Raw genomic sequence first — 25341 nt, 5'->3', positions numbered from 1 at the left:
TTTTATGTTTCGGCAGCAGCACCGCCGCCGCACCGGCACATTCCGCTGTACGCACAATAGCTCCCAGATTTCTTACGTCCTCAAGCCCATCCAAAAGAATGAGGATTGGAGATTTGCCTTCCCACTCAGAAAGGACATTGTCCAAATCCGCATACTCATAGGGCTTAAGAAGTGCAGCGATTCCCTGATGCACAATTCCCTGGGCCAGTTCATCCAGCCGGTCTTCCGAAACCTCTTCCACAGAAGTGCCTTTCTCCCCGGCCAACGAAAGAATAGAAAGAAGACGTTCATCCTTCTTTCCTTCCTTTACAAAGACTTTTCGCACTCCCCCGGCATGGAGAAACTCCGTGACGCTGTTCCTTCCGCAAATCAGAAGAGAATCTGAAGACGGTCCCTGCCCCCTGTCTCCTCTTTTTTCTCCTTTTCCGTAAAATTTTCTCTTCCGTTCTGCCAGCTTGCGATCATTCTTAAAAGAAGGACCTTTCCGTTTATCCGTTTTCATGTCCCATTTCTCCTGCCACATACTTCAGGCTGCGCTGCATCAGGAAATCCAGCCGTTCCACCTGCCCGGAGAGCTGCAGGTATCCCAGAAGTGCCTCAAAGGCTGTAGATTCCCGATACTCTTCTACCGTAGCGCTCTTTGGCACATGGGAACTTGTATTTCTCGCTCTTTTGCAGACCTTTAATTCCCTTTCATTCAGCAGTTCCCTGATTTCGAAAAGGATACGACTCTGCCACCGGGCGGAAACAATTTCCGATGCCAGGCTGTTCAGAATCTGTACATTATATATACCCGTATCGATTAATGATTTCCTGATAAAAAATGACCAGCATACATCGCCCATGTAGGCCAGGGTTAAGGCATCCATGGAAAAGACCTCCTGCTCACCAAGAACAGGAGATGCTTTACCAATCTTATGGGCCATCTGCTTTTTCAGGAACAGGACTCTTTTAAACTCCACGCTTTTTCCACCTTGCTCCTGTAGGAGTATCTTCAATCACAATACCGATTTCACCAAGCTTGTCACGAATTTCATCGGCCAGCTGGTACTGCTTTGCCTTTCTGGCGGACTGACGGACAGACAGGATCACATCCATAAGGTCATTATAGTCCTTGTCGTCGTAGGCTTCTTTCTTCTTCCATTCCTTTTCCAGAATACCAAGGATATCCAAAATCGTCTTGAATGCGTTTCCGGCCTTGTCCAAAGCTTCCCTGTCGAATGCAGTGCCGCCATGTACTTCATTGTAGTAGACATTGATTGCCTTTGCCAGGTCAAACATGGCACCGGTAGCCAGGCCTGTATTGAAATCATCATCCATGGCATCGTGGAAAACTTTCATGTCCTCATCGGCTGCCTTTTCAAGAGCCTGGGAGGCATCGGTCTTTACCGATCCTTCTTTGCCGGAAAGTTCTTTCACCCGGGCAATGACATCTTTCAATTTATCCATGTTCTTTTCTGCTTCTTCCAGCCGGTCATCGGAGAAATCCAATGGACTTCTATAATGGGTGGAAAGGAGGAAATACCGGAGCGCATCGCCGGAATACTTTTCAAGCACATCCTTTACAAGGAAGAAGTTATTCAAAGACTTGCTCATTTTTTCCGAATTGATGGTAATGAAACCATTGTGAAGCCAGTAATCAACAAAATGGCACCCCGTGCATCCTTCGGACTGGGCAATTTCATTTTCATGGTGCGGGAAAATCAGGTCAGAACCGCCTCCGTGGAAATCAAATGTTTTTCCCAAATAATGAATGGACATGGCAGAGCATTCTATATGCCAGCCCGGACGGCCTTTCCCCCAGGGGCTTTCCCAGAAAGGTTCTCCCGGTTTGGCAGCTTTCCAAAGTGCAAAGTCTCCGGGATTTCTCTTTTCATCATTGACTTCAATGCGGGCACCAGCGAGCATGTCCTCAATCTTCCGGCCCGACAGCTTGCCATAATCCTTGAATGTGGAAATATCATAGTAAACATCACCACCAAGAACATAGGCATGTCCCTTTTTGATCAGCGTTTCTACCATATGGATAATATCATCCATGTGTTCGGAAACCCGAGGATATACATCAGCACGGCGTACATGAAGGGCATCCATAACCTGGAAATAGGCATCAATATAACGGTCGGAAATCGTTTTCCAGTCCGTGCCTTCTGCATTGGCTTTATTGATGATTTTATCATCTACATCTGTGAAGTTCTGTACAAAAGTCACTTTGTATCCGATATATTCCAGATATCGGCGGATAACATCCCAGGTCACCGCCGGACGGGCGTTCCCAATGTGAGGATGGTTATAAGGAGTTACACCGCAGACGTAAATTTTTGCTTCCCCCGGTGTTATCGGTTTAAATACCTCTTTTTTCTTTGTCAGTGTGTTATAAACTTTAATTTCTTCCATTTAAATTCCTCCATCGCGAGTCAGATCAATATTTCCATTTCAGAAAGACAGACAAGGCATCATTGCTACAGTGACACAATCCCATCATCTTCTTTCTTCATTCAAAAAGCCACCGCCTCACAGAGACGGTGGCCCGTTATTCCACTCTGTCGGCAAATGCCGCACATTCGGCTGTATCGCAGCCCTGCGGAAAAGGATACTTCAAATTCCCCTTTTCAGCTCCCAAAGGCATTTCCTGAAAATCGTTCCGGACACTCCCACCATCCATGTCCTCTCTGAAGGATAATTCCCAGTACTTCTTTTGATCATCACTCGTAAATATAAATAATAAGCATTCACAGCTGACCTGGCTTTTGACCCCACACTCGCCTGCTGGAGCGTTCGCTACCCGGTATCTACCTCTCACTACTGACCCTCTCGGTTTTCCCGGCAGGACTTACATCTAAACCGCACCATGCTCAGCAGGAATTTTTCCTGCGTTACGTGGATCGCTTTGGCTGCGACTACCATCGACTTTCAGCCACAGACCTGCAATGCTTATTTATTATTATAGATGGAGTAGATGGAACCTGTCAATATAGAAGCATTGACTTTTCCATCAAATATTTCCGTAATAAGCATGAAAATATTTATGCTTTATCATCAATGATAGCTGCCCCACCTTTTTCGCCGGTCCGGATTTTCACGGCGGTCACCAGCTCGGAGACGAAGATTTTCCCGTCCCCCACGTGGCCGGTGTTGCATGTATCACGGATTGTCTGGACGAGTTTTTCCAGGGGCGTTTCGTAAATGACGATTTCAATCTTGATCTTCGGCAGGAGGTTCACGGAGAGTACGTTGCCCCTGTAAATTTCTTCCTGTCCATGGGTGAGGCCGCATCCGTAGACTTCGGTCACCGTGATGCCGGTGACGCCGATTTCATAGAGCCTGTCTTTCAGCTCTTCCAGTTTTTCCGGACGAATCACCGCATCCACTTTATAGATTTTCTTTTCTGTATCCATGCTGTTCACCTCTTACAGTTTATTATAAGCTCTTTCACCATGATCGATGAGGTCCAGACCCTGGGCTTCTTCAGAAGCGCTGGCACGAACCTTCATGAAGCATCCCAGTACTTTGATGATGAGAGTGGTCATCACCACAGCCACGATGATACCCGTGACGATGCCGGTGATTTGGGGAATCATCTGGGCCGGGTTGCCATAGAGCAGGCCATCGGCTCCGGCATCGTTGATGGTCTTCGTGCAGAAGACGCCGGTCATGAGGGCTCCCCATACGCCGCCCATGCCGTGGCAGCCAAAGGCGTCGAGGGAGTCATCGTAGCCGAATTTCGCTTTCACTTCGGAGACGAAGAAATAGCAGAGACAGGGCGTGGTGAGGCCGATGATGAAAGCAGCGGAGGCATCCACGAAACCAGCGCCCGGTGTAATACCCACAAGACCGGTCAGGATACCGGTCATAAGACCGAGGGCAGTCATTTTCTTATGGGCAATCTGTTCGATGATGATCCATACGAGACCGGCGGTGCAGGAGGCGATGCCTGTATTGGCCAGGGCCTGGGCCATCACGTCGTTGGACATGAGGCCGGCGCCGGAATTAAATCCGAACCATCCAAGCCAGAGGAAGCTGCCGCCCAGGCAGACATCGGGAATGTTATGAGGACGGAGGGACAGGAAACCGTAACCCTTTCTCTTGCCGATGAGAATGGCTGCGGTGAGGGCGGAGAAGCCGGAAGTCACATGAATAACGGTGCCGCCGGCGTAATCCAGGGCGCCCATGTCCCGGATGAAACCGCCTACGCCCCACACCATATGGCACATGGGGTCATAGACCAGGGTGCCCCAGAGGAGGATGAACAGGCAGTACGCAGGGAAGCGGGTCCGTTCCACGATGCCGCCGCTCACGATGGCGGGGGTCAGGATGGCAAAGGCCATCTGGAACATGGCGAAGAGAATATGGGGAATGGTTTCCGAATAGTCCGGATTTGCTGCCATGCCCACATGTTTAAAGAACGCCCAGTCCAGGTTCCCGATGATGCCGCCCACATCGGGGCCAAAGGAAAGAGAGTAGCCGTAGACGAACCACTGCACTGTGAAAATGGCCAGGCACACCATGGACATCATGATGGTATTGATTGTATTCTTGCGGCGAACGAGGCCGCCGTAGAAAAAGGCCAGGGCCGGAGTCATAATGAGCACCAGCAGGGTAGCAATGGCCATATAGGCTATATCGGCTCCGTTCAGTTTACTTTCACCATCTGCCGCCAGGGCCAGGGTCGGCAGGAAACAGGCCCCCAGAAACGGGGGAATCGCAAATTTTTTCATAGAAATCATCCTTTACTGAGAAATAAAAAAGCCGCCGGGAATACAGTATTCCGCAAAGCAGCACCATCACCATTTTTATATGAAGTTATGACAGGAAAAGGTTTCCTGGGCCTTTTCCCCAAAATGCAGTTTCACTCCATGGATAAGATCGTTTACCTTACCCCTTTCCGCGATACACGGAACGCACCGGTAACACCTCCTAAAAAAAGAGAGAGCCTTCGTATCTCTGCGAAGGCTCTCTTGCCGTTTCTGAACTTATATAGATTATTATAGCCACAGGAAATGGATTTTGCAAGGGGAAAATGGAAACCTGAGCCGGATAACGGCCTGCAAAGCTCATTCATACGTATAATCCGATCACCATGAATCCTATGCTTCTGCTATCTTCGCCGCTTCGTCCAGCACTTTTCCGATACTATCGTGGAAGACCAGGTCGCATGACGAATCCTTGGCCGTTTCATCCCTGTTAATCATGACGAGACTGTCGCCGGTGAAGTAGTCCACAAATCCCGCTGCCGGATACACAACGAGGCTCGTGCCGCCGATGATAAGCATATCCGCCTCCTGGATAGCCTCCATGGCATCCTGCATGGTATCCATATCCAGCGGTTCTTCATAGAGTACCACGTCCGGCTTGATGACGCCGCCGCAGACCGGACAGCGGGGCACCGGATGGCAGAGAGACAGGAATCTGTCCACCGTAAAAGATTTCCCGCAGCTGGTACAGAAATTCCTAAGTACAGAGCCGTGAAGCTCCATCACATTCCTGCTTCCTGCCCGCTGGTGGAGGCCGTCAATATTCTGGGTCACCACAGCGGAAAGCTTTCCTTCCCTCTCCCAATCCGCCAGCACATAGTGGGCCCGATTCGGCCGGGCTTTCAGCATGGCCTCCGTGAAGGCAGCATAGTTCGTGAAAAATTCCACCGGATGTTCCTCAAAGAAATGGTGGGACAGCATTTCCTCCGGCGTCCAGGGCAGATCCGTCTTCTGCCGATAGAGACCATTGGCGCCGCGGAAATCGGGGATGTCTGACTCCGTAGATACGCCGGCGCCGCCAAAGAAGACAATGCGATGGTGATTCCGTATCATTTCGCCCAGGTTTTCAATATCTGTCATGGGAGACTCCTTTCTGCCATGTGGTGCAAAAGCAGGTAAGTGATGTAGTGTTGAGCAACTGTAAGCTTATATGGCTGTATGGGACCTGCGGCTCCCCGTGTATCTCTTATTCTATTTATTTTATCACGAAAATCAGGCAAATATTTCAATATTTCGTCAAGATTCCGCAAAGGAGCGCGGGGTTGGGCATAAGACGGGTGACCTGTGGCTGAGTGTTCGTGCGACCGGACAGGGGCTTCCGGCTGCCAGAAATGCTTGTTCCGCCCGCGACGCTTCCTGATTCCTGCGCCGCCACCTTTCACCATACCATCAGCGGTCTATTGGGTTGTAACACCGTCACAGGCATTTACCAGAAAGATTTCTCGATTCATCGAAGCTGTGGTGATTTTAAGGACAGACTCACTTAGCATGCTACCCTCGCTCGAAATGCAGCAGTCCTGCAGAGGACTGCTGAGCCGGGCCCAAGTTGGTGCCTTTACTGCACACTAAGGCACCTTCCTTTTGTGGCCCGGCCGACCGAGTTGTGGGTAGTATCAGTTGGAATGACAACGTAGTTGTGAATACACGCGATTTCAGCCTCGACCTTAATCTCATTTGCACCGTCACCTTCATTCCTCATTCCTAATTTTCCCGCGTCGTCTCCTTCCCCTTGGCCGCAGGCCGTTACCCCTCAGCCACCTTTCTCCAGCCCCATCTTCCCTCTTTGGGTTATAATACATACAGTATACAATTACAAGGAGGTCATTATGAGTCAGTTAACACTTGCTAAAGCGAAGGAAATCCTGCCGAAATATACGACGGAAGACCATCTTTTCACCCACGCCCTGGCAGTGAGTGCGGCCATGGGAGCCATGGCCGATTATTTCCACCAGGATAAGGACCACTGGGAAGCCATCGGCTATCTTCACGATGTGGACTATGAAAAATATCCGAATGAGCACTGCCACCATGTCCGGGAATTTCTGGAACCGGAAGGCGTGGATGAAGAAGATATCAATACCATCATTTCCCACGGCTGGGGCATCTGTGATAATGATGTAGAGCCCACCACGGACATCGAAAAGAGCCTGTTCACTGTGGATGAACTGACAGGAGTGGTTATGGCCTATGCTCTCATGCGCCCGGAAGGCATTACGGGGATGGAAGTAAAGGGGCTGAAAAAGAAATTCAAAGATAAGCGTTTTGCCGCCGGCTGTAACCGGGATGTAATCAAGAAGGGCTTTGAAATGCTGGGTCTCGACGCAGCTACAGTGATGCAGGCCTGCATTGACGGCATGACGGCTCATAAGGAGGAATTAGGACTCAAGTGAAAAGGGGTCCTCGGCCGATGGACGGTGGCTGAAGGGTAAATCCTCCAGCCACCATACACTCTTTTATATTATAATCTTTTCTCTTTATACCTAAACAGCCCCCGACCAAATCCGGTCGGGGGCTGTTTTCATCTTTATTTCTTCTTCATAGCTTCCGCTGCGGCAGCAGCTTCTTTCGCTTTTTCTTCGGCTTCCATCTTCTTGAAGGCCTCGGTCATCTTGATTTTGCGGATTACTTCCTGACCGGCAGGACTCTTCAGGTAAATAAGGGTGGTTTTAGGTACCATGCGGTATACAGTTTCCCAATCATCCTCCGCCAGAGCCTTACGGACGGTGGATGCGGAAACGATCTGGTTTCCCTTCTGCTCCCGGGGGATTTCTTTCAGTTCGATGCCGTTGGCAGCAAAGACTTCCCGCATGGCATTATTATAGGCCATGGTGGTCTTGTCCGTCGGTTCTTCACCTACAAAGCGGACCGTAATATTCAGGGCCGGTGCAATGCGGGTAGCAAAGACTGTGGCATCCAGCTTTGTCTGGGCCGCCAGTTCATCGGTACCTTTAATGAAATAGGTGGGGAATGTGGCATTGGAAATGATGAAATCACCGCCGCTGATGACTTCGACCCCCTTCATGTCCCGAACCCCCTGCTTGATCAGGGAGAAACGGTCAGAGAAGGGGAATATGGACCGGTCTTCCTGCACAGCGAAGATGATGACTTCGTCGCAGTTGTTGTGGGCATATTCCACAAGACTCCGGTGGCCCAGGGTAAAGGGGTTGCAGTTCATGACAATAGCGCCCCGGTTCTTTCCTTCCCCAGTGCCCAGGATCGCCCGTACCCGGCCCAGGTAATCTTCCAGTGTGTCCGTGCCCCGTTCCAGAAGGGCCGCATAGGGTTCCGCCACCGCTACGCATTTGAATCCCATATGTTCAAAAACAGGGACATTCTTCGGTTTCGTGAAAATCTGGTTTCCTGTAATCCCCCGGCGGTTCGATTCGCCCTGGAGGTTCCGGATAATACGGCGGGTAAGCCCCTTTTTCTGGTAGTCCTTGCGGATAGCGATATCCCGCATTACCCGCCCACCCAGGGAACCGGTGCCGATGAGTTCACCATCGTCGTAAAGGCCCATGGTGTAATCAATGTTTCCTGTAAATGTGAGATCAAAGGTCTTCAGGAATTCAACGACCTTTGCTTTTTCAGAGGGATCGGTTAGAAATATTTCATGCTCAGTAATCATAAATGTTTCCTCCTTTGCAACAAGCCTGTCTTCAGCAAAACACATGAGGCTTTTATCAAAACCGGACGCAGGGTATATAGCATATATTTATTTCTTAAATACGGTATATTTTATTCCCATCACTGTTATTATAACATAGCCATTCTATCCCGGAAATAGCTGCCATAATTTATTTTCATCAGACGATGAGTTTATGTAAACTCCTATCTGCTTTTATAGTAGCATAATCAAACGAGAAAAACATTGATATACGTCAAGAAAAGTCGGGGAAAAAACTTTTTCCCCGACTTCCTGTTTCATATGAGCCTTTACAGCTGCAGTTCTATTTTTTTTCAGCTTCCGCTGCTTCTGTTTCTTTTTCCTCAATGTATCGAATCGCATCCCCCAGAATGTAGAGAGAACCACAAATGAGGACAATATCGTTCTCTCCAGCTGCCTTTGTGGCATCTTCCAGGGCTTCTTTCACCGAGTTTTCAGGTTTAAAGTCTACGGCAATGTGCTGTTCTTCGATAAGTTTCCCGATTTCTTCGGGCTTTCTGGTCCGTGGAGTCGGTGCAGGGCAGGCAAAGACCATGTCCCCTTTGCGGATGAGCAGCTGAATCACAGTCTGGGTATCCTTATCCGCCAGAGAGGTAAAGACAAAAATCCGCCGTTTCTTCGGATACTGTTCTTCCAGGGCCTCCGACAGGGCTTCAGCACCGGCAGGGTTATGAGCTCCATCCATGACGTAAGTGACACCACGGATGGTATGGATTTCAAAGCGTCCCTGCCACCGGGTACGGGCCAGTCCTTCACGAAGATCGTTCTCGTTCACCCGGTCATCCTGTTTCATGATGACCGTCAGCGCCATGGCCGCCACTGCAGCGTTTACAGCCTGATGAGCTCCTACAAAGGGAACATAGAGAATCCCCTTTTCCAGATCCTTCTGCATATCTTTTCTCTTGATCGTGATGACCTGGCCCTGATGCCATTTCTGGCGGGAGTCAATTTCAAAATCCCGGCCATAGAAATAAATGCGGGACTTTTTCTCGTGGGCCTCTTTTTTCAGCTGTTTCAGGCCACTCTGCTGGGCTGCCGTTACTACCGGAATACCTTCCTTAATAATACCGGCCTTCTGGTGAGCAATTTCCTGGAGCGTATTGCCCAGGTATTTCATATGGTCCATGGCCACGTTTGTGATGATGGAAACCACCGGAGTAATGACGTTGGTGGAATCGTAGAGTCCTCCCATGCCGACTTCCATAACAGCATAGTCTACTTTCTGTTCTTTGAAATACCAGAAAGCCATGGCTGTAAGGAGTTCAAATTCCGTGGGCGCTTCTACGCCATCTGCTACAGCTTCCTCTGCCGCTTTGCGAACAACGGTAGCTGCCTTCGCAAAATCTTCCCGGGAAATATCATGTCCACAGACATAAATCCGTTCTGTATAATCCACCAGATGGGGCGAAACATAGCGTCCCACCCGAAGTGTAGCATTTTCCAGTACACTGGTGATCATGGCGGTGACGCTGCCTTTGCCGTTTGTTCCGGTAACATGGACTACTTTGTAGGCAGTTTCCGGGTTTCCCAGTTTAGAAAGCATCGCCTTGATTCTCTCCAGCCCCGGTTTAATGCCAAAAGAAGCTGCCTGTTCAAGCCAGGCCACCGATTCTTCGTAATTCATAATTTCTCCTTTGAATATGAGATAGTATGGGAATAATATGACTGGCGCCGTGCGAAAGTACGTTTTTGTTGCCAACCGCCAGAAAAGCCGGTCAGCCAGCGGCGCCATGACAGGCGCCGCTGCTGCCGCCCTGGTCAAAGATACCACTCTCCGCTGCAGCCTCTCCCATTACAGCTGCTGCAGGAATTTCAGCCGTTCATTCAGGGAATTCATCTTTTCTTCGAATTCTGCCAGTTTTTCCTTTTCCTTTTGGACAACGGCTTCCGGTGCTTTGGCCAGGAACCCTTTGTTGTTCAGTTTTCCGGAAGTACGGGCGATTTCTTTTTCCAGGGAAGCCTTATCCTTTTCGATGCGCTTCTTTTCCTTTTCTGTATCGATAAGGCCTTTCAGTTCCAGATATACTTCCATACCTGTAACTACAGCGGTCAGCGCATTTTCCGGTTTTGCTGCGCCCGGGGCCAGAAGGTTGATTGTTTCCACATGGCCCAGTTTTTCGTAGTATTCTTTATGGGATTCGATGGCTTCCTTCAGATCATCCCGGAGAACAGCCACATCGATATGGCACATCTTATTGGGTGTTACGTTCGCTTCAGCACGCATATTGCGGACAGCCTTAATGGAGTCCATAATCCGCTCAAACTGTTCCGCTTCCTTCGGGAACCGGAGGTTATCATCGGCTGTCGGCCAGGGAGCCCGTGCAAGAATCTTGCCTTCATGGGGCAGGTGCTGCCAGAGGTGTTCCGTGATGAATGGCATGAAGGGGTGCAGCAATGCCAGCATCCGGGTCAGTGTGTACACCAGTACATACTGGGTCACTTTGCGGTCCGTATTGTGTTCACCGTAGAGGCGGGTCTTGGCGGTTTCAATGTACCAGTCGCAGAAGTAGTTCCAGGCAAAGTTATAAATAGAGTCAGCCGCCTCGCCGAGCTCGTACTTGTCCAGGTTTGTGCTTACGTAGTCTTCCGTAGCGGCCAGGCGATCCAGAATCCATTTATCCGCCAGGGTGTACTGATCAGCAGTAGGAACGAAGTCTTTATCATAGTCATCCAGATTCATCAGTGTGAATTTGGTGGCATTCCAGATCTTATTGGCAAAGTTCCGGTTTCCTTCTACCTTTTCATAGTAGAAACGCATATCATTGCCCGGTGTATTGCCGGTAACAAGAGTGAACCTGAGGGCATCAGCGCCGTATTTATCGATGACTTCGAGGGGATCGATGCCGTTTCCAAGAGATTTACTCATTTTGCGGCCCTGGGAATCCCGGACAAGGCCGTGGATGAACACATATTTGAATGGAATTTCATGCATAAATTCCATGGACATGAACATCATACGGGCTACCCAGAAGAAAATAATGTCGTAACCGGTAACCATGGTGGACGTGGGGTACCACTGTTTCAGTACCGGAGTCTGTTCCGGCCAGCCCATGGTAGAGAATGGCCAAAGGGCAGAGGAGAACCAGGTATCCAGTACGTCCGGGTCCTGATGAATGTGCTTGCTGTGGCACTTCGGGCATTCCGTCAGGTCCGTACGGGAAGCGGAAACAGCGCCGCAGTCATCGCAGTACCATACGGGGATACGATGGCCCCACCAGAGCTGGCGGGAAATGCACCAGTCGTGGATATTGGAAAGCCACTGGATATAGGTCTTGGAGAACCGTTCCGGTACAAACTTCGTCTTACCGGAGGTAACAGCGTCCATGGCAGGACCGGCCAGGGGTTTCATCTTGACAAACCACTGCTTCGTGGTCATCGGTTCAACGACTGTCTTGCAGCGGGAGCAATGGCCTACAGCATGCTTTGTTTCTTCAATCTTGACAAGAAGACCTGCATTTTTGAAATCTTCAATAATGGCTTTGCGGGCTTCATAGCGGTCCATGCCGTTATATTTGCCTGCTTTTTCATTCATCGTGCCATCTTTATTCATGATGACAATGGTAGGCAGGTTATGGCGCTGGCCCACTTCAAAGTCGTTGGGGTCATGGGCCGGGGTAATCTTTACGCAGCCCGTGCCGTATTCCATGTCTACATAGTCATCGGCAATAATTGGGATTTCCCTGTCCGTCGTTGGCAGCTTCACCATCTTGCCTACAAGATGGGCATACCGTTTATCCTTCGGATTCACAGCTACTGCAGTATCGCCGGGGATTGTTTCCGGGCGGGTGGTGGCAATCTGGATGTAACCATCTTCACCGACAATGGGGTAATTGAAGTACCACAGATGGCCCACTTCATCCTCATGTTCTACTTCGATATCGGAAAGGGCCGTCTGGCAGCGGGGGCACCAGTTCGTAATGCGGAATCCCTGGTAAATAAGACCTTTTTCATAGAGGGAAACGAAAACTTCCCGAACGGCCCTTGCGCATACATCATCCATGGTGAACCGTTCTCTCTTCCAGTCGCAGGAAGAACCGAGGCGGCGAATCTGGAGGCCGATACGGTTTCCGTATTTTTCTTTCCACTGCCATACCCGTTCCAGGAATTTTTCCCGGCCCAGGTCATATTTTGTGAGCCCCTCTTCCGCAATCTGTTTTTCTACCTTTACCTGGGTGGCAATACCGGCATGATCCTTGCCTGGGAGCCAGAGAACATTATATCCCTGCATTCTCTTGTACCGGATAAGGATATCCTGGAGGGTATTGTCCAGGGCATGGCCCATGTGCAGCTGTCCTGTTACATTCGGCGGAGGAAGAACTATACTGTAAGGTTCCTTGGAAGGATCCGGTTCGTCATGGAATACATCATTATCTTCCCAGAATTTGTACCATTTCTGTTCAATCGCACTGGGATCATATTTCCCAAGGTCATTCATGTCTGCCATACTATTCACTCCTAAAAATAAAAAATCTCCTTCATCCACATAGGACGAAAGAGTGCTTCCGCGGTACCACCTAATTAATCATTACAATGATCTCTCATTTGCGGATAACGTGCGCCACGGACATTTCTGTCAGCTCCGGGGTGACCTGCTGCTTCCTTATATACCGCCTTCCCACCAGCCAGCGGCTCTCTGGGCTACATTCCACAGCTTCTTCCCATCTTTGCTTTTCATAGTATGAAATTATGATAGCAGGTCATGGGCAGAAATGCAAGCTGCATTTCAAGTGAAAGGCTGCACCGCTGAACCGGCTGAGTGTACGTTCAAACATGTGAACCCCTGAGCAGTGGATTGAACAGGCCCTTTGGGCCAGGTGCCGCGCAGCTTGATTGTCATAGGGAGGGATGAAAACTTCCAGTATCCGGGAAAGCTGGAAATCGCTACATCTTTGCGTGCTGCCCAGCCGCACTTCTTTGGAGAAAGGCCTCAAGATTTCTCTGCACCGTTTAACTCTCCCCACGCCCCAATGGGAACGAATTGCATAATTCTCAGATTTTATCGAGGTTTTCTCATTTCATAGATAGCTATATAAATTGGCAAAAGCCCGTTGTCTGTATTATAATGTATAAGGCTAAAAGTAAAAGTTTGCAAAATTCTGACCATTTCTATACAATAGTACCGATTCGTGAACAGGGGAGAATCCCACGGGAAACCCAATTCTGAATATTTTTTCCCTGCTCCCTATCCTTTATTCTCTTGAAAACTGACCTGCCGGATGCGCCGTTCCATACCGGAAGGATATATCAAATTCCCTGCTGGACGGCGAAAAGGATACTATATGATTGACAAATGTAAAAAGATCATAGGCTTTGTGATCCTGATCGTTGCTGCCATCATATCCGTTTATGTAGTCCGTACTTACTATCCGGAGTTCTATTACCACACAATTCATCTCACCATGGCCGGTGATGTGGATGGACTGGCAGACTATATTTCTTCCTTTGGATATGGTGCTTTTCTGGTGAGCATTGGCCTCCTCATCTTCTGCAATGTGTTCGGCATACCGACCATCCCGTTTCTGACAGTAAATGGTGCCCTTTTCGGTCTTATCCCGGGAATCATCATTTCCTGGATTGGTGAAGTCATCGGCATAGAAATCAGCTTCCACATCGGCCGTATTTTCTTCCGCCGTCAGGCCCGTGCCATCATTGAAAAGAAGCATATGCTCACGAAGCTGGATAAATACAGTTGTGTGAAGAATATGGCTTTGGCCAGGGCCATCCCCTATTCCCCCAATATTCTTTTCACCGCCATTGCAGTGCTGAGCAAATTAACCTGCAAAGAACATCTGAAGGCTACGCTGATTGGGAAAATCCCATCGGTTATTGTAGAAGTCTGGCTGGGCCATGACCTGATTTATTTCTCAGAACACGGCGTACGGTTCCTCGTTCTGCTGGCTCTTCTCGTCGGTGGGTATGTACTTCACAGAATGTACAAGAAGCGTCATTATTTCAAGAATAAATGTCTATAACTAAAAGGGTCGGCGGAATGCCGATCCTTTTTGACGCCCCGAAATATAAGGTGCGCCGTGCAGCTGACGGACGAACGGGCAGGGCTTCAAGCCTTGGCCATTGAATATTGAGTCGGACTGATCCTGTGTAAGAATGAAGTCGACAACGACAGCCTACACTTACCGGGATTCAGCTGCTTCGCGTTGGGACCGGATGGACGGCTTTTAAGCGAGCGTACTGGTCTTGAACCGAATGGTCCTGCGGGCAGATGAGATCAAGTTCATTCGCCTGCGGCGAAACCGCTATCGGTTTTAAAAAAGCAGCCCCCATGATTTTCTACCCTGTCACCTTCCCCTCAGCCACCTTTTACTTTCCCTCCCTTTCCCGGGTATTGTATAATATACTCGTAGTCATAGATAATATAATAATCAATATAATTTATGAATATCAGAATCTGAGAAAGGAGGCCTCCATGAAGGGATATATAGAAGTTTACACCGGCGACGGGAAAGGTAAGACCACTGCTGCCATAGGCCTGGCCATCCGTGCCATTGGAGCCGGGAAAAAGGTATGCATTATCCAGTTCATGAAATCGCTGGCCTATGCAGAACAGAAAATACTGAAAGAACTGCCGGGTATTACCCTCATTACCCTGGGAAAGCCCTATTTTATCGCCAAAGAGGGCATGCTTTCAGAAGAAGAAATCAAAGCCTGGGGCGATAAACTGGTTGTTTATCCTGCCGGACATCCGCCGGAAGAATATCACCGGATGATTCAGAAAGGGATTGAGGATGCCGTAAAAGCGGTATCCGGCCCCTATGATGTGGTCATCCTTGATGAATACAATATGGCCTGCTGGTATGATCTGGCCAGTGATGAAGATACAGAGAGAATCCTTGCAGCCCGCAAGCCGGAAGTAGAACTGGTCTTCACCGGTCGGAATGCACCAAAGCTTATTTTGGACAGGGCCGACCTCATTACAGAAATGAAAAAAATTCGTCACTACTACGATAAAGGCGTCATGGGAAGAAAAGGAATCGAAGACTGATTTCCTTTCCCATAAGAAAGGACAATATCTATGGAAAAAATTACAGGTAAAAGTATTTCCGGAATGGTCACCATCGGACCACTCCGTATATTCCGCCGAAAAGCACCGGACATTCCGGAAATGAAGGTAGACCGGCCGGAGACAGAAGTGGCCCGTTTCGATTCCGCCAGAAATACGGCAGGAGCTAAAATGAAGCAATTCTACCAGGAAGCCATCAGCCACGTAGGCCTCGATAATGCTTCCATTTTCAAAGTCTACCAGCAGATGCTTTCCGAGTCGGAATTCATAGATTCCGTGCGGTCTATGATCCGCAGCCAGGGCATTAACGCGGAATATGCTGTTTCCCAGGCAGAGCAGAACTTTACCCGCATTTACAGTGCTGATTCCGATGCCTACATGCAGGCCCATATCGCTGACGTGCAGGAAATTGCCCGAATCCTTCTCCGCACGCTTCGGCAGAAGAAGGCCCTCTTCGCCCAGGATGAACCTTGCATCCTGTACGCCGATGACCTCACCCCCAGCGAGACCATCCAGATGGATACCACAAAGATTCTGGGATTTGTCACCAAAGAGGGTACCCCCACATCCCATACTGCTATCCTGGCGAGGGCTCTGGGCGTACCGGCCATCGTATCCACTGGCTCAGACGTAGATGACTCCTTCGATGGAAAGACCGCCGTGATTGATGGATTTTCCGGCACCGTGTACCTGGACCCTACGCCGGGTCTCCTGGCAGTGATGAAAGAAAAACAGGATCAGAGCATCCGGCTGAAGGACCTCCTGCAGCAGCTGAAAGGACTGCCCAGCGAAACGAAGGACGGTCACCGTGTAGAAGTGGCGGCCAACGTATCTTCCGCTTCCGACCTGGCAGCAGTCTTGAAAAATGATGCCGAAGGCATCGGCCTCTTCCGCAGTGAATTTATTTACATGGGAAGAGATACCCTGCCCAGCGAAGAAGAGCAGTTCAACATCTACAAACTGGCGCTGGAAACCATGGCAGGCAAACGGGTCATCATCCGTACTCTGGATATCGGCGCCGATAAGGAAGCATCCGCCTTCCATCTGCCCAAAGAAGAGAACCCGGCCCTCGGCCTCCGGGGTATTCGGATTTCCCTGAAACGGCCGGAAATCTTTAAAACCCAGCTCCGTGCCATCCTCCGGGCCAGCGCCTTTGGCAAAGCAGCCATCATGTTCCCTCTCATCACCTCGGTATGGGAAGTCTGGAAAGCCAAAGAAATTCTGGATGAAGTAAAGCGGGAACTGGACAAGAAGGGCATTGCCTATGACCATCATATGGAAACAGGTATTATGATAGAAACACCGGCCGCCGCCCTCATCAGCGATAAGCTGGCCAAAGAAGTAGATTTCTTCTCCATCGGCACCAACGACCTGTCCCAGTATACCCTTGTAGTAGACAGAACGAGCCGAGTCCTTTCCGATTTCTTCAATCCCCATCATCCGGCAGTGCTGAAGCTGATCCGGATGACCGTGGAAAATGCCCATAAAGCAGGTATTTGGGTAGGCATGTGCGGCGAACTGGGTTCCGACCTCTCCGTCACTGAGACATTCCTCAAGATGGGAGTGGACGAATTCTCCGTAGCCCCCTATTCCGTTCTACCCCTTCGCCAGCAGATTCGATCTTTAGATCTGTCCAAATAATGAAACATAAAAAAACCGTGAACATGAGAAATCATGATTCACGGTTTTTTCTGATGCATTAGAAAGCTGCCATTCAAGCCCATAGAATTTACGTGTTTCTTAATGTATGCGTCGCTACTAATTTCTCGTCTTTTTTTCTGCATTAAACCGTTTCCCCAGTTTAAACACTATCGTTCCCAATACTGCGGATACTGTGGACGATAGTAGAATGGAGAATTTAGCAAGGTTCAGAAGTCCCGGATCCGTAAAAGCAATGGATGCAATGAAGATGGACATGGTGAATCCGATGCCCCCCAGCATGCCTGCCGCTGCCAGTTCTCCCGGGCGGGCTCCGCCAGGCAAAGAAATACCTGTGATTTTATGGATCAGGAATACAGATCCAAAGATACCTAACGGTTTTCCTAATACCAGCCCGGCACCAATCCCCCAGAGAAGGGGAGATGTGAAATCAAGAGCTCCCAGGGATACAGCCACTCCCGCATTGGCAAGAGCAAAAACAGGCATTATGAGGTAGGAAGACCAAGGTTCCAGCCGTTCCTCCCATTTATGGAGCATGGACACTTTTGGATTCTCCCGGGCAGGAATGGAAAATCCAAGAACTACTCCAGCAATGGTAGGATGGATACCGGCTTTCAGAAAAAAATACCACCCAAGAAGGCCGCATAGCAGGTAAGCCGGGAACCACTTCACTCTAAACCTCCCCATGAGGAATGGAACCGCAAGAGCTGACAGCCCCGCCGCCAGTGCCACCCATTCCATCTGGCTGCTGTAAAACAGGGCAATCACAATGATAGCTCCCAGGTCATCTACGATGGCCAGGGCCGTGAGAAAGACCACCAATCCCAAAGGTGCGCTTCCTGCTGCCATTGTCATGATTCCGAGGGCAAAGGCAATATCCGTGGCCATGGGTATCCCCCATCCGCCTATGGTGGAACTGCCCCAGTTCACAAGGCTGTATAGAATGGCCGGAACCAACATGCCTCCCAAGGCACCAAATACAGGAAGAACCATGGCAGAAGGTGTTTTTAGCTCACCAAAAAGAAATTCCCTTTTAATTTCCAGCCCCACCAGAAAGAAGAAGACCGCCATGAGTCCGTCATTAATCCAATGTACCAGTCCCATTTCCAGGGAAAATGTCCCATACCCCAATGAGAGGGGCCTGTGCAGGAAATGATCATATCCTTCCCCTAAGGGGGAATTAGCCAATATAATGGCTGTAATGGCGCAAATTAGAAGAATTACTCCACCGCTTGCTTCTGATTTCAGAAAAGCAAGAAACGGGTCTTTTATGGTTTGGATCTTTTGTCTCATAGTCATCTCCTTTTATAATAAAATCAATTTATATATAAATCATAGCATATATTTTTTATTATGTCATTATATGTTATAATAATTTTTATTATTGCATTGTATGCTATGAATTATATTGGCAAACAGGAGTCTGTATGAGTCACCGAAATGGGGATGCCAGTTTACGCTTTCCGTTATCCTTCTGCGGCCTGGAAAAAGTAAGGCCACTAACCACCAGCAAACCAGGCTGACCCCAATATCTGCAAACCGTTAAAAGTAATCGGACAGCGAATAACTACTTATCTCTATGCCATAAAAAAAGACTGCAGATTTCTCCACAGTCTTTTCATTGGCATCTTTATTTCAGCAGATTTCCATCTTCGAAATAATTGATTCTCATAGCCTTCCTGACTTTCTGCAGGGTCTCATCAGCTTTGGCTGCCGCCTTCTTTGTGCCCTCTTCCAAGATATCCGCCACATCTGGAAGCCGTTTCTCCCATTCATGACGGCGCTCACGGATAGGAGCCAATTCTGTCTGCATTACCTTATTCAGGAACCGCTTCACCTTTACATCGCCAAGTCCGCCACGGGTGTAATGGGCTTTCAGTTCATCCAGGTTCTTATATTCCGGAAGGAATTCTGCAAAATATTCATCCCTGCAGAAAGCATCGAGATACGTGAAGACCGGATTTCCTTCTACATGGCCGGGATCATCCTTACGTAAATGGGTCGGATCAGTATACATGGACATGATTTTCTTTTCAATATCCTCCGGTTCATCAGAGAGGTAGATACAGTTACCCAAAGATTTACTCATCTTGGCTTTGCCATCAGTCCCGGGCAGGCGGAGGCTTGCTTTATTGGTAGAAAGGACAATTTCCGGTTCCACCAGGGTTTCCCCATAAATTTCATTAAACTTACGGACAATTTCCCGTGTCTGTTCCAACATCGGTTCCTGATCCTCCCCCGTGGGAACGGTGGTTGCCATAAAGCCGGTAATATCAGCTGCCTGGCTCACAGGATAGCAAAGGAACCCGGCCGGAATGCTCGTTTCAAAGTGTTTCTGCTGGATTTCTGCTTTCACCGTAGGATTTCGTTCAAGTCTTGCCACGGTAACCAGATTCATATAGTACATAGTGAGTTCCGGCAGTGCCGGTACGAGGGACTGAATGAAAATGCAGGACTTTTCCGGATTGATGCCTACAGAGAGGTAATCCAGTGCCACCTGGAGTACATTTTTACGCACCTTTTCCGGATTATCTGCATTGTCTGTCAAAGCCTGGGCATCAGCAATTTCAATGTATACTTCATCAAATTTTCCGGAGTTCTGGAGGGCCACTCTTTCACGAAGAGACCCCACATAATGGCCTACATGAAGACGGCCCGTAGGACGGTCACCGGTTAAAATAATTTTTTTCATACATACAACTCCTATCCTTAAATTCCGAAAACGCACAGATGAAACAATTCTCCAAAGATGGAAGAGTCATTGTCAAAAGGTATTTTTCTCATATAGTTCTATTTTATGCTGAATCCCATGATTTCGCAATAGCGGGGATAACCGCTGCCAACTATCAATGTACAGCTTTCAGTCATCAGAGGACAGTTCCCGGCCCTCCAATCGTTCAGCAGGAAGCAGATAGCCATAAGCTGCCAGCGGTATACCGCACCGCCCTATTGCAAAAAATCCGCAGAAGCACACAGCTCCTGCGGATTCAGTTTAATCGTTCAATTATTCAACGGTAACCGACTTAGCCAGATTTCTTGGTTTGTCCACATCGTTACCCCTCTTGATACTTGTATAGTAAGCAAGAAGCTGCATGGGAATCACTGCAAGAATAGGAGCAATGAAGAAATCCACCCGTGGAATACGGACCGTTTCTGTGGTGTACTTTTCCAGTTCCTTATCATCTTCATAACCGATGCCCAAAACTTCTGCTCCCCGGGCCTTGACTTCCTGGATGTTGCTGTACATCTTGGAGCTTACGGCATCCTGGGTAGCTACGGCAATCACCGGCGTATCCTTCGTGATAAGAGCCAGTGTACCATGTTTCAACTCACCGGCAGCATAAGACTCGGCATGGATATAAGAAACTTCCTTCAGCTTCAGTGCCCCTTCCATGGCAATAGCATAGTCAATGGAACGGCCCAGATAGAAAATATCATGAGCCTTGATCAGACGGTCTGCCACATGGGACATGTGGTCCTTTTCTCCCAGTACCTTTTCAATCTGTTTCGGAAGGTCCTTCAGTCCAGCGGTAATCTTATGAATAAGTTCATCCGGAATGGTTTTACGGAGCTGTGCCATGTAGAGGGACAGAAGCAGCAGTGCCACAAGCTGGGTAGTATAGGCTTTTGTGGATGCTACCGCAATTTCCGGGCCCGCCAGAGTATATACTACTTTGTCCGCTTCCCGGGCAATGGAAGAACCAATGGAGTTCGTGACAGCCAGACTCTTCGCACCATGCCGTTTAGCCTCTTTTAATGCTTCCAATGTATCAATGGTTTCACCGGACTGGGAAACTACAATGCATAAGGTATGGCTGGTGGTGAGAGGTTTACTGTACCGGTATTCAGAAGCAATTTCTACAGAAACCGGAATTTTCACAAACCGTTCAATATAGTGTTTTGCCACAAGTCCGGCATGGTAGGCAGTACCGCAGGCAGTAATCAGGATATTATCAATGTCGTCGAAGCATTCTTTTGTCCAGTGAAGGTCCGGGAATGCTACGGAACCATCTTTGTTCAGGTGAATCTGTACCGTATCCCGTACGGCCTTAGGCTGTTCAAAAATTTCTTTCAGCATGAAATGGGGGTAACCGCCTTTTTCAGCAGCTTCCGCAGTCCATGTAACTTTCTGGATATCCTTATGAATCGGATGTCCCTCTTTATCAAGAATAGTCACGCTGTCTTTCTTCACTACAGCCAGTTCTTCATCGTCAAGGATATAGATATCCCGGGTACGGTTAATCACCGCCGGAATATCGGAGGCAATGAAGTTTTCCCCTTTACCGAGACCAATAATGAGGGGGTTTGCTTTTTTGGTGCAGATAATCGTGTCGGGATCTGCAGAGTCCATGATAACAAGACTATAGGAACCTTCAATCATGGAGAGCATCTTGCGGACGGTGGACAGAAAATCTCCATCATCCAGTTCTTCCAGAAGGTGGGGCACAACCTCTGTATCCGTATCCGATTTGAAGACATGTCCCTTTTCAATGAGTTCTTTTTTCAGGGTCATGTAATTTTCAATAATACCATTATGAACGACTACAAAATGATTATGGCAGTCCCCATGGGGATGGGCATTCCGGTCAGAGGGCTTGCCATGGGTAGCCCAACGGGTATGGCCAATACCAATATGCCTGGTCAGAGGGTGTTCTTTCAAGACATTTTCCAGATTCACGAGACGGCCCTGTTTCTTCTCAATCCTGATCTTTCCATCTTCATACACTGCAATACCAGCGGAATCATAGCCTCTGTATTCAAGACGCCTTAATCCATCAATGAGAAAGTCCTCTGCGTTCCCGCTTCCTACATAACCAACAATACCGCACATATGGTATTCCTCCTTATAAGTTTCTGTTTCTTTATTTTTATCATTTAAAATTCCCAGGAATGGGAAAACTGTTGTCAAAGCCATAAAAGGCAATACATACGCTTAATATTATATCACATGGAATGAAATTTTTGAAATTGACCATTTCACGCTGCCCATGAACCGATAAATGATCCTATTTTACATATACTCTTCGGGATAGCGCTGTTTCATATCTGCTGACCTGACCTGTAAAGCAGAAACAAACTGCCCTCAGTGACTGACCGGTTTATTGACAGATTTTATAAGTTTATAAAAAGAAACAGGGACCATGCCATTGCTGACACAGCCCCATTGCTTTTATTTCCTTATATTTTACATCTGGCCAAGCATAGATTCAATACTCTGTACATCCTGTATGTTGGCAATCCCCTCTACAGCAGCCATAATTCCTACTGCCATAAGAGCCAGGAAAAAGATAATAGCCAGGACATAGGGAGTAAGAGCAATGACCACAGACTTCCCCATATGGAACTGATAATTTACGCTGATAGCCTTCACATCCAAATAAAAGGACCAGATAAAAATGATAAAGCTTCCAATGCCGGACAAAAAAGAAGCTCCCAGGGTATCCAGAAAGGAAAAGATGACGGAAAATGCAAGAGGAAGGGAAGCAGCCATGAATCCTGCCGTTATCCCCCGGGCCGTTCCCATACCGCCCCAGAGACCTGAGATATAATCAATCACTGCGCTATGTACCAGGAGAGCCGCTCCCATAAAGAGAAACATCATCAGGAACTGTACAACAGGCCCCGGGCCCTGCCGAAATACAGACAGGGACAGAAGAAAGACGATGAAAATCCACAGGATAAATCCTTCCTTCAGTCTTTCCTCATTTGTAATCAGTCTCAACGCCTTAGCAGGTGATGTGAGCATGGCAAATGCCAGATCAAGAAACCGGTTCATAGAGTCCTCCTTATTTTATGGATGGTGCAGGGGATCCCGCAAGGGATTCCCTGAAATTATCTGCTGCTGCTTTAGCAAAAATACCGGATAGATTTTTCACTTCACCGGAAAGAATACCCTTCAGGGATACGCCACTGCCATAAACCTTGACGGGAATATTTTCACTGTCCCCCTGGAGTCCACCGCTGGACGCAGCATAGCTCAAAGCATCATAGTAGTTTCCCATGGCATCTACCAGCCCCAGATCCTGAGCCTGTTTACCTGTAAGAATACGACCGTCCGCAATACTTCTGACCTTGTTTTCATCCATTTTCCTGCCATCTGCCACGGTCTGCACAAACTGGTTATAAATATCATCTACCATAGCCTGTACCATGTCTCTTTCCTCACCGGTCATGGGACGGTACATGGACAGAATGTCCTTGTGGGCACCACTCTTGATTTTCTCATTCTTAACGCCCAGTTTATCCATGAGATCTTCGATATTTGTGTAGTCCATATAGACGCCAATACTTCCGGTAATAGTAGCGGGAGTAGCAAAAATATAATTTCCCTTGCTGGCGAGCCAGTATCCGGCAGAAGCACACATGTCACCCATGGAAACCACAATAGGTTTTCCACTGCTCCTGATTTTATCCATTTCTTCTGCAATTTCCTGGGTAGCACCAGTTGATCCGCCAGGGCTGTTGATGCGGACGAGGATAGCCTTCGCCTCAGGGTCTTTCCGAGCCTCCTGAAATTCCTTCATCAATTCCTCACTGGTAACGCCACTGCCGCCATTCAGGATAGAATCGGCTTCTGGTCCTCCATAGATAGGTCCATCGATACGAATAACCGCTACATACCCATTTTTCCTGTTACCGGTACCAGCATTTTTCCAGATATCCGATGTTCCCACCGCAATGGCGACTGCCAGAAGCAGGATAATTCCCACAATCATCCATTTTCTTTTTGCCTGTATATCCATAAAGTCCTCCTTCTCACAAGGAAATTCTTTAGAAACTTTTTAGATTCTTTAGAAGACATCTGATTAGATTATAGCACAGAGACTGGAGTAAAGGGCTGGCCAGCTCTCGAGGATTCCCCGAAAAAAGCCATTTTCCCCGATTACGACTTAACAATTACTACTGATTATTGGCAGATTATCCAGGTAAGCGTTCAAGAGACAGCTGTAAATTCTAAACCGATAGTTCCTATTTTCTTATAAATCTCACGTATATATAACCGGCTGAAAGGAGCTGCAAAAGAAAGGAAAGTAGAAAAACAGGTCCCATGCTGCCGCATGCATGGGCTAAACCACCGCCCAGGACCGGTCCCATACAGTTCCCTATGTTCATGGCAGCCGCATTGATACCATAAGCACTGCCAGCTTCATCACTGCTGATCATCTCCGGAATAGCTCCGGATATAGATGTCACCCCGCCCATGGTGAAGAAACCAAATCCGAATTGCCCCAGGCCAAAAAGGAAAACCGCAGGCGCCAGAAACTGAATTCCCGAAAACAGTCCGGCACCGGCAAAGGAAAGTGCCATGGTCCTGTAAAACCCTATTTTTTCACCGCAGCGTCCCCAGAATGGTCCCGCTACAGCCCCGGCCACACCGGCAGCCCCACAGATCATCCCCGAAATAAGGGTGGCATTTTCGGTGGTGCCCGTCAATTCTACCACGTGAAGGGCAATGAGAGGATTAATAATCAGCATGGCACACTGGTTAATGATCATAAGGCCCATAAGAATCATGAAATTCCTGTTTTTTCCCAGCTGTCGAAGCGAAGCAGCAAGGGGCATCTTTTTGCGTCCTTCTTTCTTACGAGGTGGTTCTTTCACAAAAAGAAAAACAAGAAGAAAAGCGAGCAGGTCAACGAACCCGGAAATAAGGAACGGAAGTCTGAGGCCTGTAAGAGCTCCCAGAATTCCTCCCAGAAAGGGACCAAGCATGGTTCCGGCACTCCTGCCGCCTAAGAGTATCCCTATAGATAAGCCTGCATGGCTGCCGGTTATTTCTGATACCAGGGCCTGGCTCACCGGATTGAATCCAAAGGAAAATCCCTGAAACAGCCTGGCTCCCAACAGTTCCCAGGGATTCTGGGCAAAATAGGACATGAAGTAAGCAATGGAAAGACAGGCCGCAGACCGGAGAATCATCTTCCGCTTACCGAATCGGTCTGCCAGAGCACCCCATATGGGCATAACCAGAGCCCCCACAATAAACATTCCGGAGACTACAGCCGAATTCCACAGAGCCACCGTTTCCGGAGCAGCCCCCAGCTCCATAAGGTAAAGTGGCAGAAATGGAAATACCAGGGTTGCACTGCCTCCAATAAAGGCCGCTCCCACAGCAGAAGCCATAATTGTCTGACGGATTTCCCTTTCAGAGAGCTCCTTATTTTCATTTTCCATAGTAGATTTTCTCCTGAAAAAAAGAGAAACCCACCAGCTTAGCTGGTGGTTCTTCTTTTGCGGCCCAAAGG

The 25341-nt window shown here is 48.5% G+C and carries 19 protein-coding genes; 4 read left to right on the top strand and 15 right to left on the bottom strand.

Annotation, left to right across the window (positions count from 1 at the left end):
- The 6 genes from QZR21_RS02670 to QZR21_RS02645 all read right to left on the bottom strand — a co-directional run.
- The coding region (locus tag QZR21_RS02670; RefSeq protein WP_296973625.1) for an RNA methyltransferase at positions 1-502 on the bottom strand (502 nt) is incomplete at its 3' end.
- Complete coding sequence (locus QZR21_RS02665) at positions 489-962, bottom strand: Mini-ribonuclease 3 (protein ID WP_296097610.1); 474 nt, start codon at positions 960-962, stop codon at positions 489-491. The genes QZR21_RS02665 and QZR21_RS02670, both read right to left, overlap by 14 nt.
- Positions 952-2397, bottom strand: a complete 1446-nt coding sequence (cysS, locus tag QZR21_RS02660; RefSeq protein WP_296097608.1) for a cysteine--tRNA ligase — start codon at positions 2395-2397, stop codon at positions 952-954. The genes QZR21_RS02665 and cysS overlap by 11 nt, the downstream gene beginning before the upstream one ends.
- A gap of 629 nt (positions 2398-3026) precedes the next feature.
- The gene (locus tag QZR21_RS02655) at positions 3027-3398 is read right to left on the bottom strand and encodes a P-II family nitrogen regulator (RefSeq protein ID WP_296097606.1); all 372 of its coding nucleotides are present in this window, start codon (positions 3396-3398) and stop codon (positions 3027-3029) included.
- A gap of 12 nt (positions 3399-3410) precedes the next feature.
- Complete coding sequence (locus QZR21_RS02650) at positions 3411-4718, bottom strand: ammonium transporter (protein ID WP_296973620.1); 1308 nt, start codon at positions 4716-4718, stop codon at positions 3411-3413.
- Between the two features lie 369 nt (positions 4719-5087).
- Positions 5088-5834 (bottom strand): NAD-dependent protein deacylase, encoded by a 747-nt coding sequence (locus tag QZR21_RS02645; RefSeq protein WP_296097602.1) that lies wholly within the window; start codon positions 5832-5834, stop codon positions 5088-5090.
- A 746-nt stretch (positions 5835-6580) separates the two neighbouring features.
- Here QZR21_RS02645 and QZR21_RS02640 point away from each other — a divergent pair.
- Positions 6581-7144: a hypothetical protein gene (locus QZR21_RS02640; RefSeq protein ID WP_296097600.1), complete on the top strand. Its 564-nt coding sequence runs from the start codon at positions 6581-6583 to the stop codon at positions 7142-7144.
- Between the two features lie 134 nt (positions 7145-7278).
- On the opposite strand, the gene citC is transcribed toward QZR21_RS02640, so the two are convergent.
- From citC to QZR21_RS02625, 3 genes are all read right to left on the bottom strand, one after another.
- Positions 7279-8379, bottom strand: coding sequence for a [citrate (pro-3S)-lyase] ligase (citC, locus tag QZR21_RS02635; protein WP_296097598.1), 1101 nt, complete (start codon positions 8377-8379; stop codon positions 7279-7281).
- A 322-nt stretch (positions 8380-8701) separates the two neighbouring features.
- Positions 8702-10042, bottom strand: coding sequence for a folylpolyglutamate synthase/dihydrofolate synthase family protein (locus tag QZR21_RS02630; RefSeq protein ID WP_296097596.1), 1341 nt, complete (start codon positions 10040-10042; stop codon positions 8702-8704).
- Positions 10043-10210: 168 nt separating this feature from the next.
- On the bottom strand, positions 10211-12862 hold the full coding sequence (locus QZR21_RS02625; RefSeq protein WP_296097594.1) for a valine--tRNA ligase: 2652 nt from the start codon (positions 12860-12862) through the stop codon (positions 10211-10213).
- Positions 12863-13697: 835 nt separating this feature from the next.
- Between QZR21_RS02625 and QZR21_RS02620 the strand changes: the two genes are divergently transcribed.
- The 3 genes from QZR21_RS02620 (at position 13698) to ptsP (ending at position 17077) form a co-directional block, all read left to right on the top strand.
- Positions 13698-14390 (top strand): TVP38/TMEM64 family protein, encoded by a 693-nt coding sequence (locus tag QZR21_RS02620; RefSeq protein ID WP_296097592.1) that lies wholly within the window; start codon positions 13698-13700, stop codon positions 14388-14390.
- A 452-nt stretch (positions 14391-14842) separates the two neighbouring features.
- A complete protein-coding gene (locus QZR21_RS02615; RefSeq protein ID WP_296973614.1) occupies positions 14843-15418 on the top strand; it encodes a cob(I)yrinic acid a,c-diamide adenosyltransferase in 576 nt (191 codons plus the stop codon).
- Between the two features lie 30 nt (positions 15419-15448).
- Positions 15449-17077: a phosphoenolpyruvate--protein phosphotransferase gene (ptsP, locus tag QZR21_RS02610; RefSeq protein ID WP_296097588.1), complete on the top strand. Its 1629-nt coding sequence runs from the start codon at positions 15449-15451 to the stop codon at positions 17075-17077.
- A 117-nt stretch (positions 17078-17194) separates the two neighbouring features.
- Here ptsP and nhaA read toward each other — a convergent pair whose 3' ends face one another.
- The 6 genes from nhaA to QZR21_RS02580 form a co-directional block, all read right to left on the bottom strand.
- The gene (nhaA, locus tag QZR21_RS02605; protein WP_296973607.1) at positions 17195-18388 is read right to left on the bottom strand and encodes a Na+/H+ antiporter NhaA; all 1194 of its coding nucleotides are present in this window, start codon (positions 18386-18388) and stop codon (positions 17195-17197) included.
- A gap of 337 nt (positions 18389-18725) precedes the next feature.
- Entirely contained in the window at positions 18726-19787 is a 1062-nt protein-coding gene (gene trpS, locus QZR21_RS02600; RefSeq protein ID WP_296097583.1) for a tryptophan--tRNA ligase, read from the bottom strand.
- A gap of 312 nt (positions 19788-20099) precedes the next feature.
- On the bottom strand, positions 20100-21926 hold the full coding sequence (gene glmS, locus QZR21_RS02595; protein WP_296973603.1) for a glutamine--fructose-6-phosphate transaminase (isomerizing): 1827 nt from the start codon (positions 21924-21926) through the stop codon (positions 20100-20102).
- Positions 21927-22280: 354 nt separating this feature from the next.
- Positions 22281-22871, bottom strand: a complete 591-nt coding sequence (locus tag QZR21_RS02590; RefSeq protein ID WP_296097581.1) for a YIP1 family protein — start codon at positions 22869-22871, stop codon at positions 22281-22283.
- Between the two features lie 10 nt (positions 22872-22881).
- Entirely contained in the window at positions 22882-23838 is a 957-nt protein-coding gene (gene sppA, locus QZR21_RS02585) for a signal peptide peptidase SppA (RefSeq protein WP_296097579.1), read from the bottom strand.
- A gap of 226 nt (positions 23839-24064) precedes the next feature.
- A complete protein-coding gene (locus QZR21_RS02580; RefSeq protein WP_296097577.1) occupies positions 24065-25270 on the bottom strand; it encodes an MFS transporter in 1206 nt (401 codons plus the stop codon).
- Between the last annotated feature and the right edge of the window lie 71 nt (positions 25271-25341).

This window comes from uncultured Dialister sp., from assembly GCF_900541605.1.
Classification (GTDB): domain Bacteria; phylum Bacillota; class Negativicutes; order Veillonellales; family Dialisteraceae; genus Dialister.
This window is presented reverse-complemented; position numbering and strand designations above follow the sequence as displayed.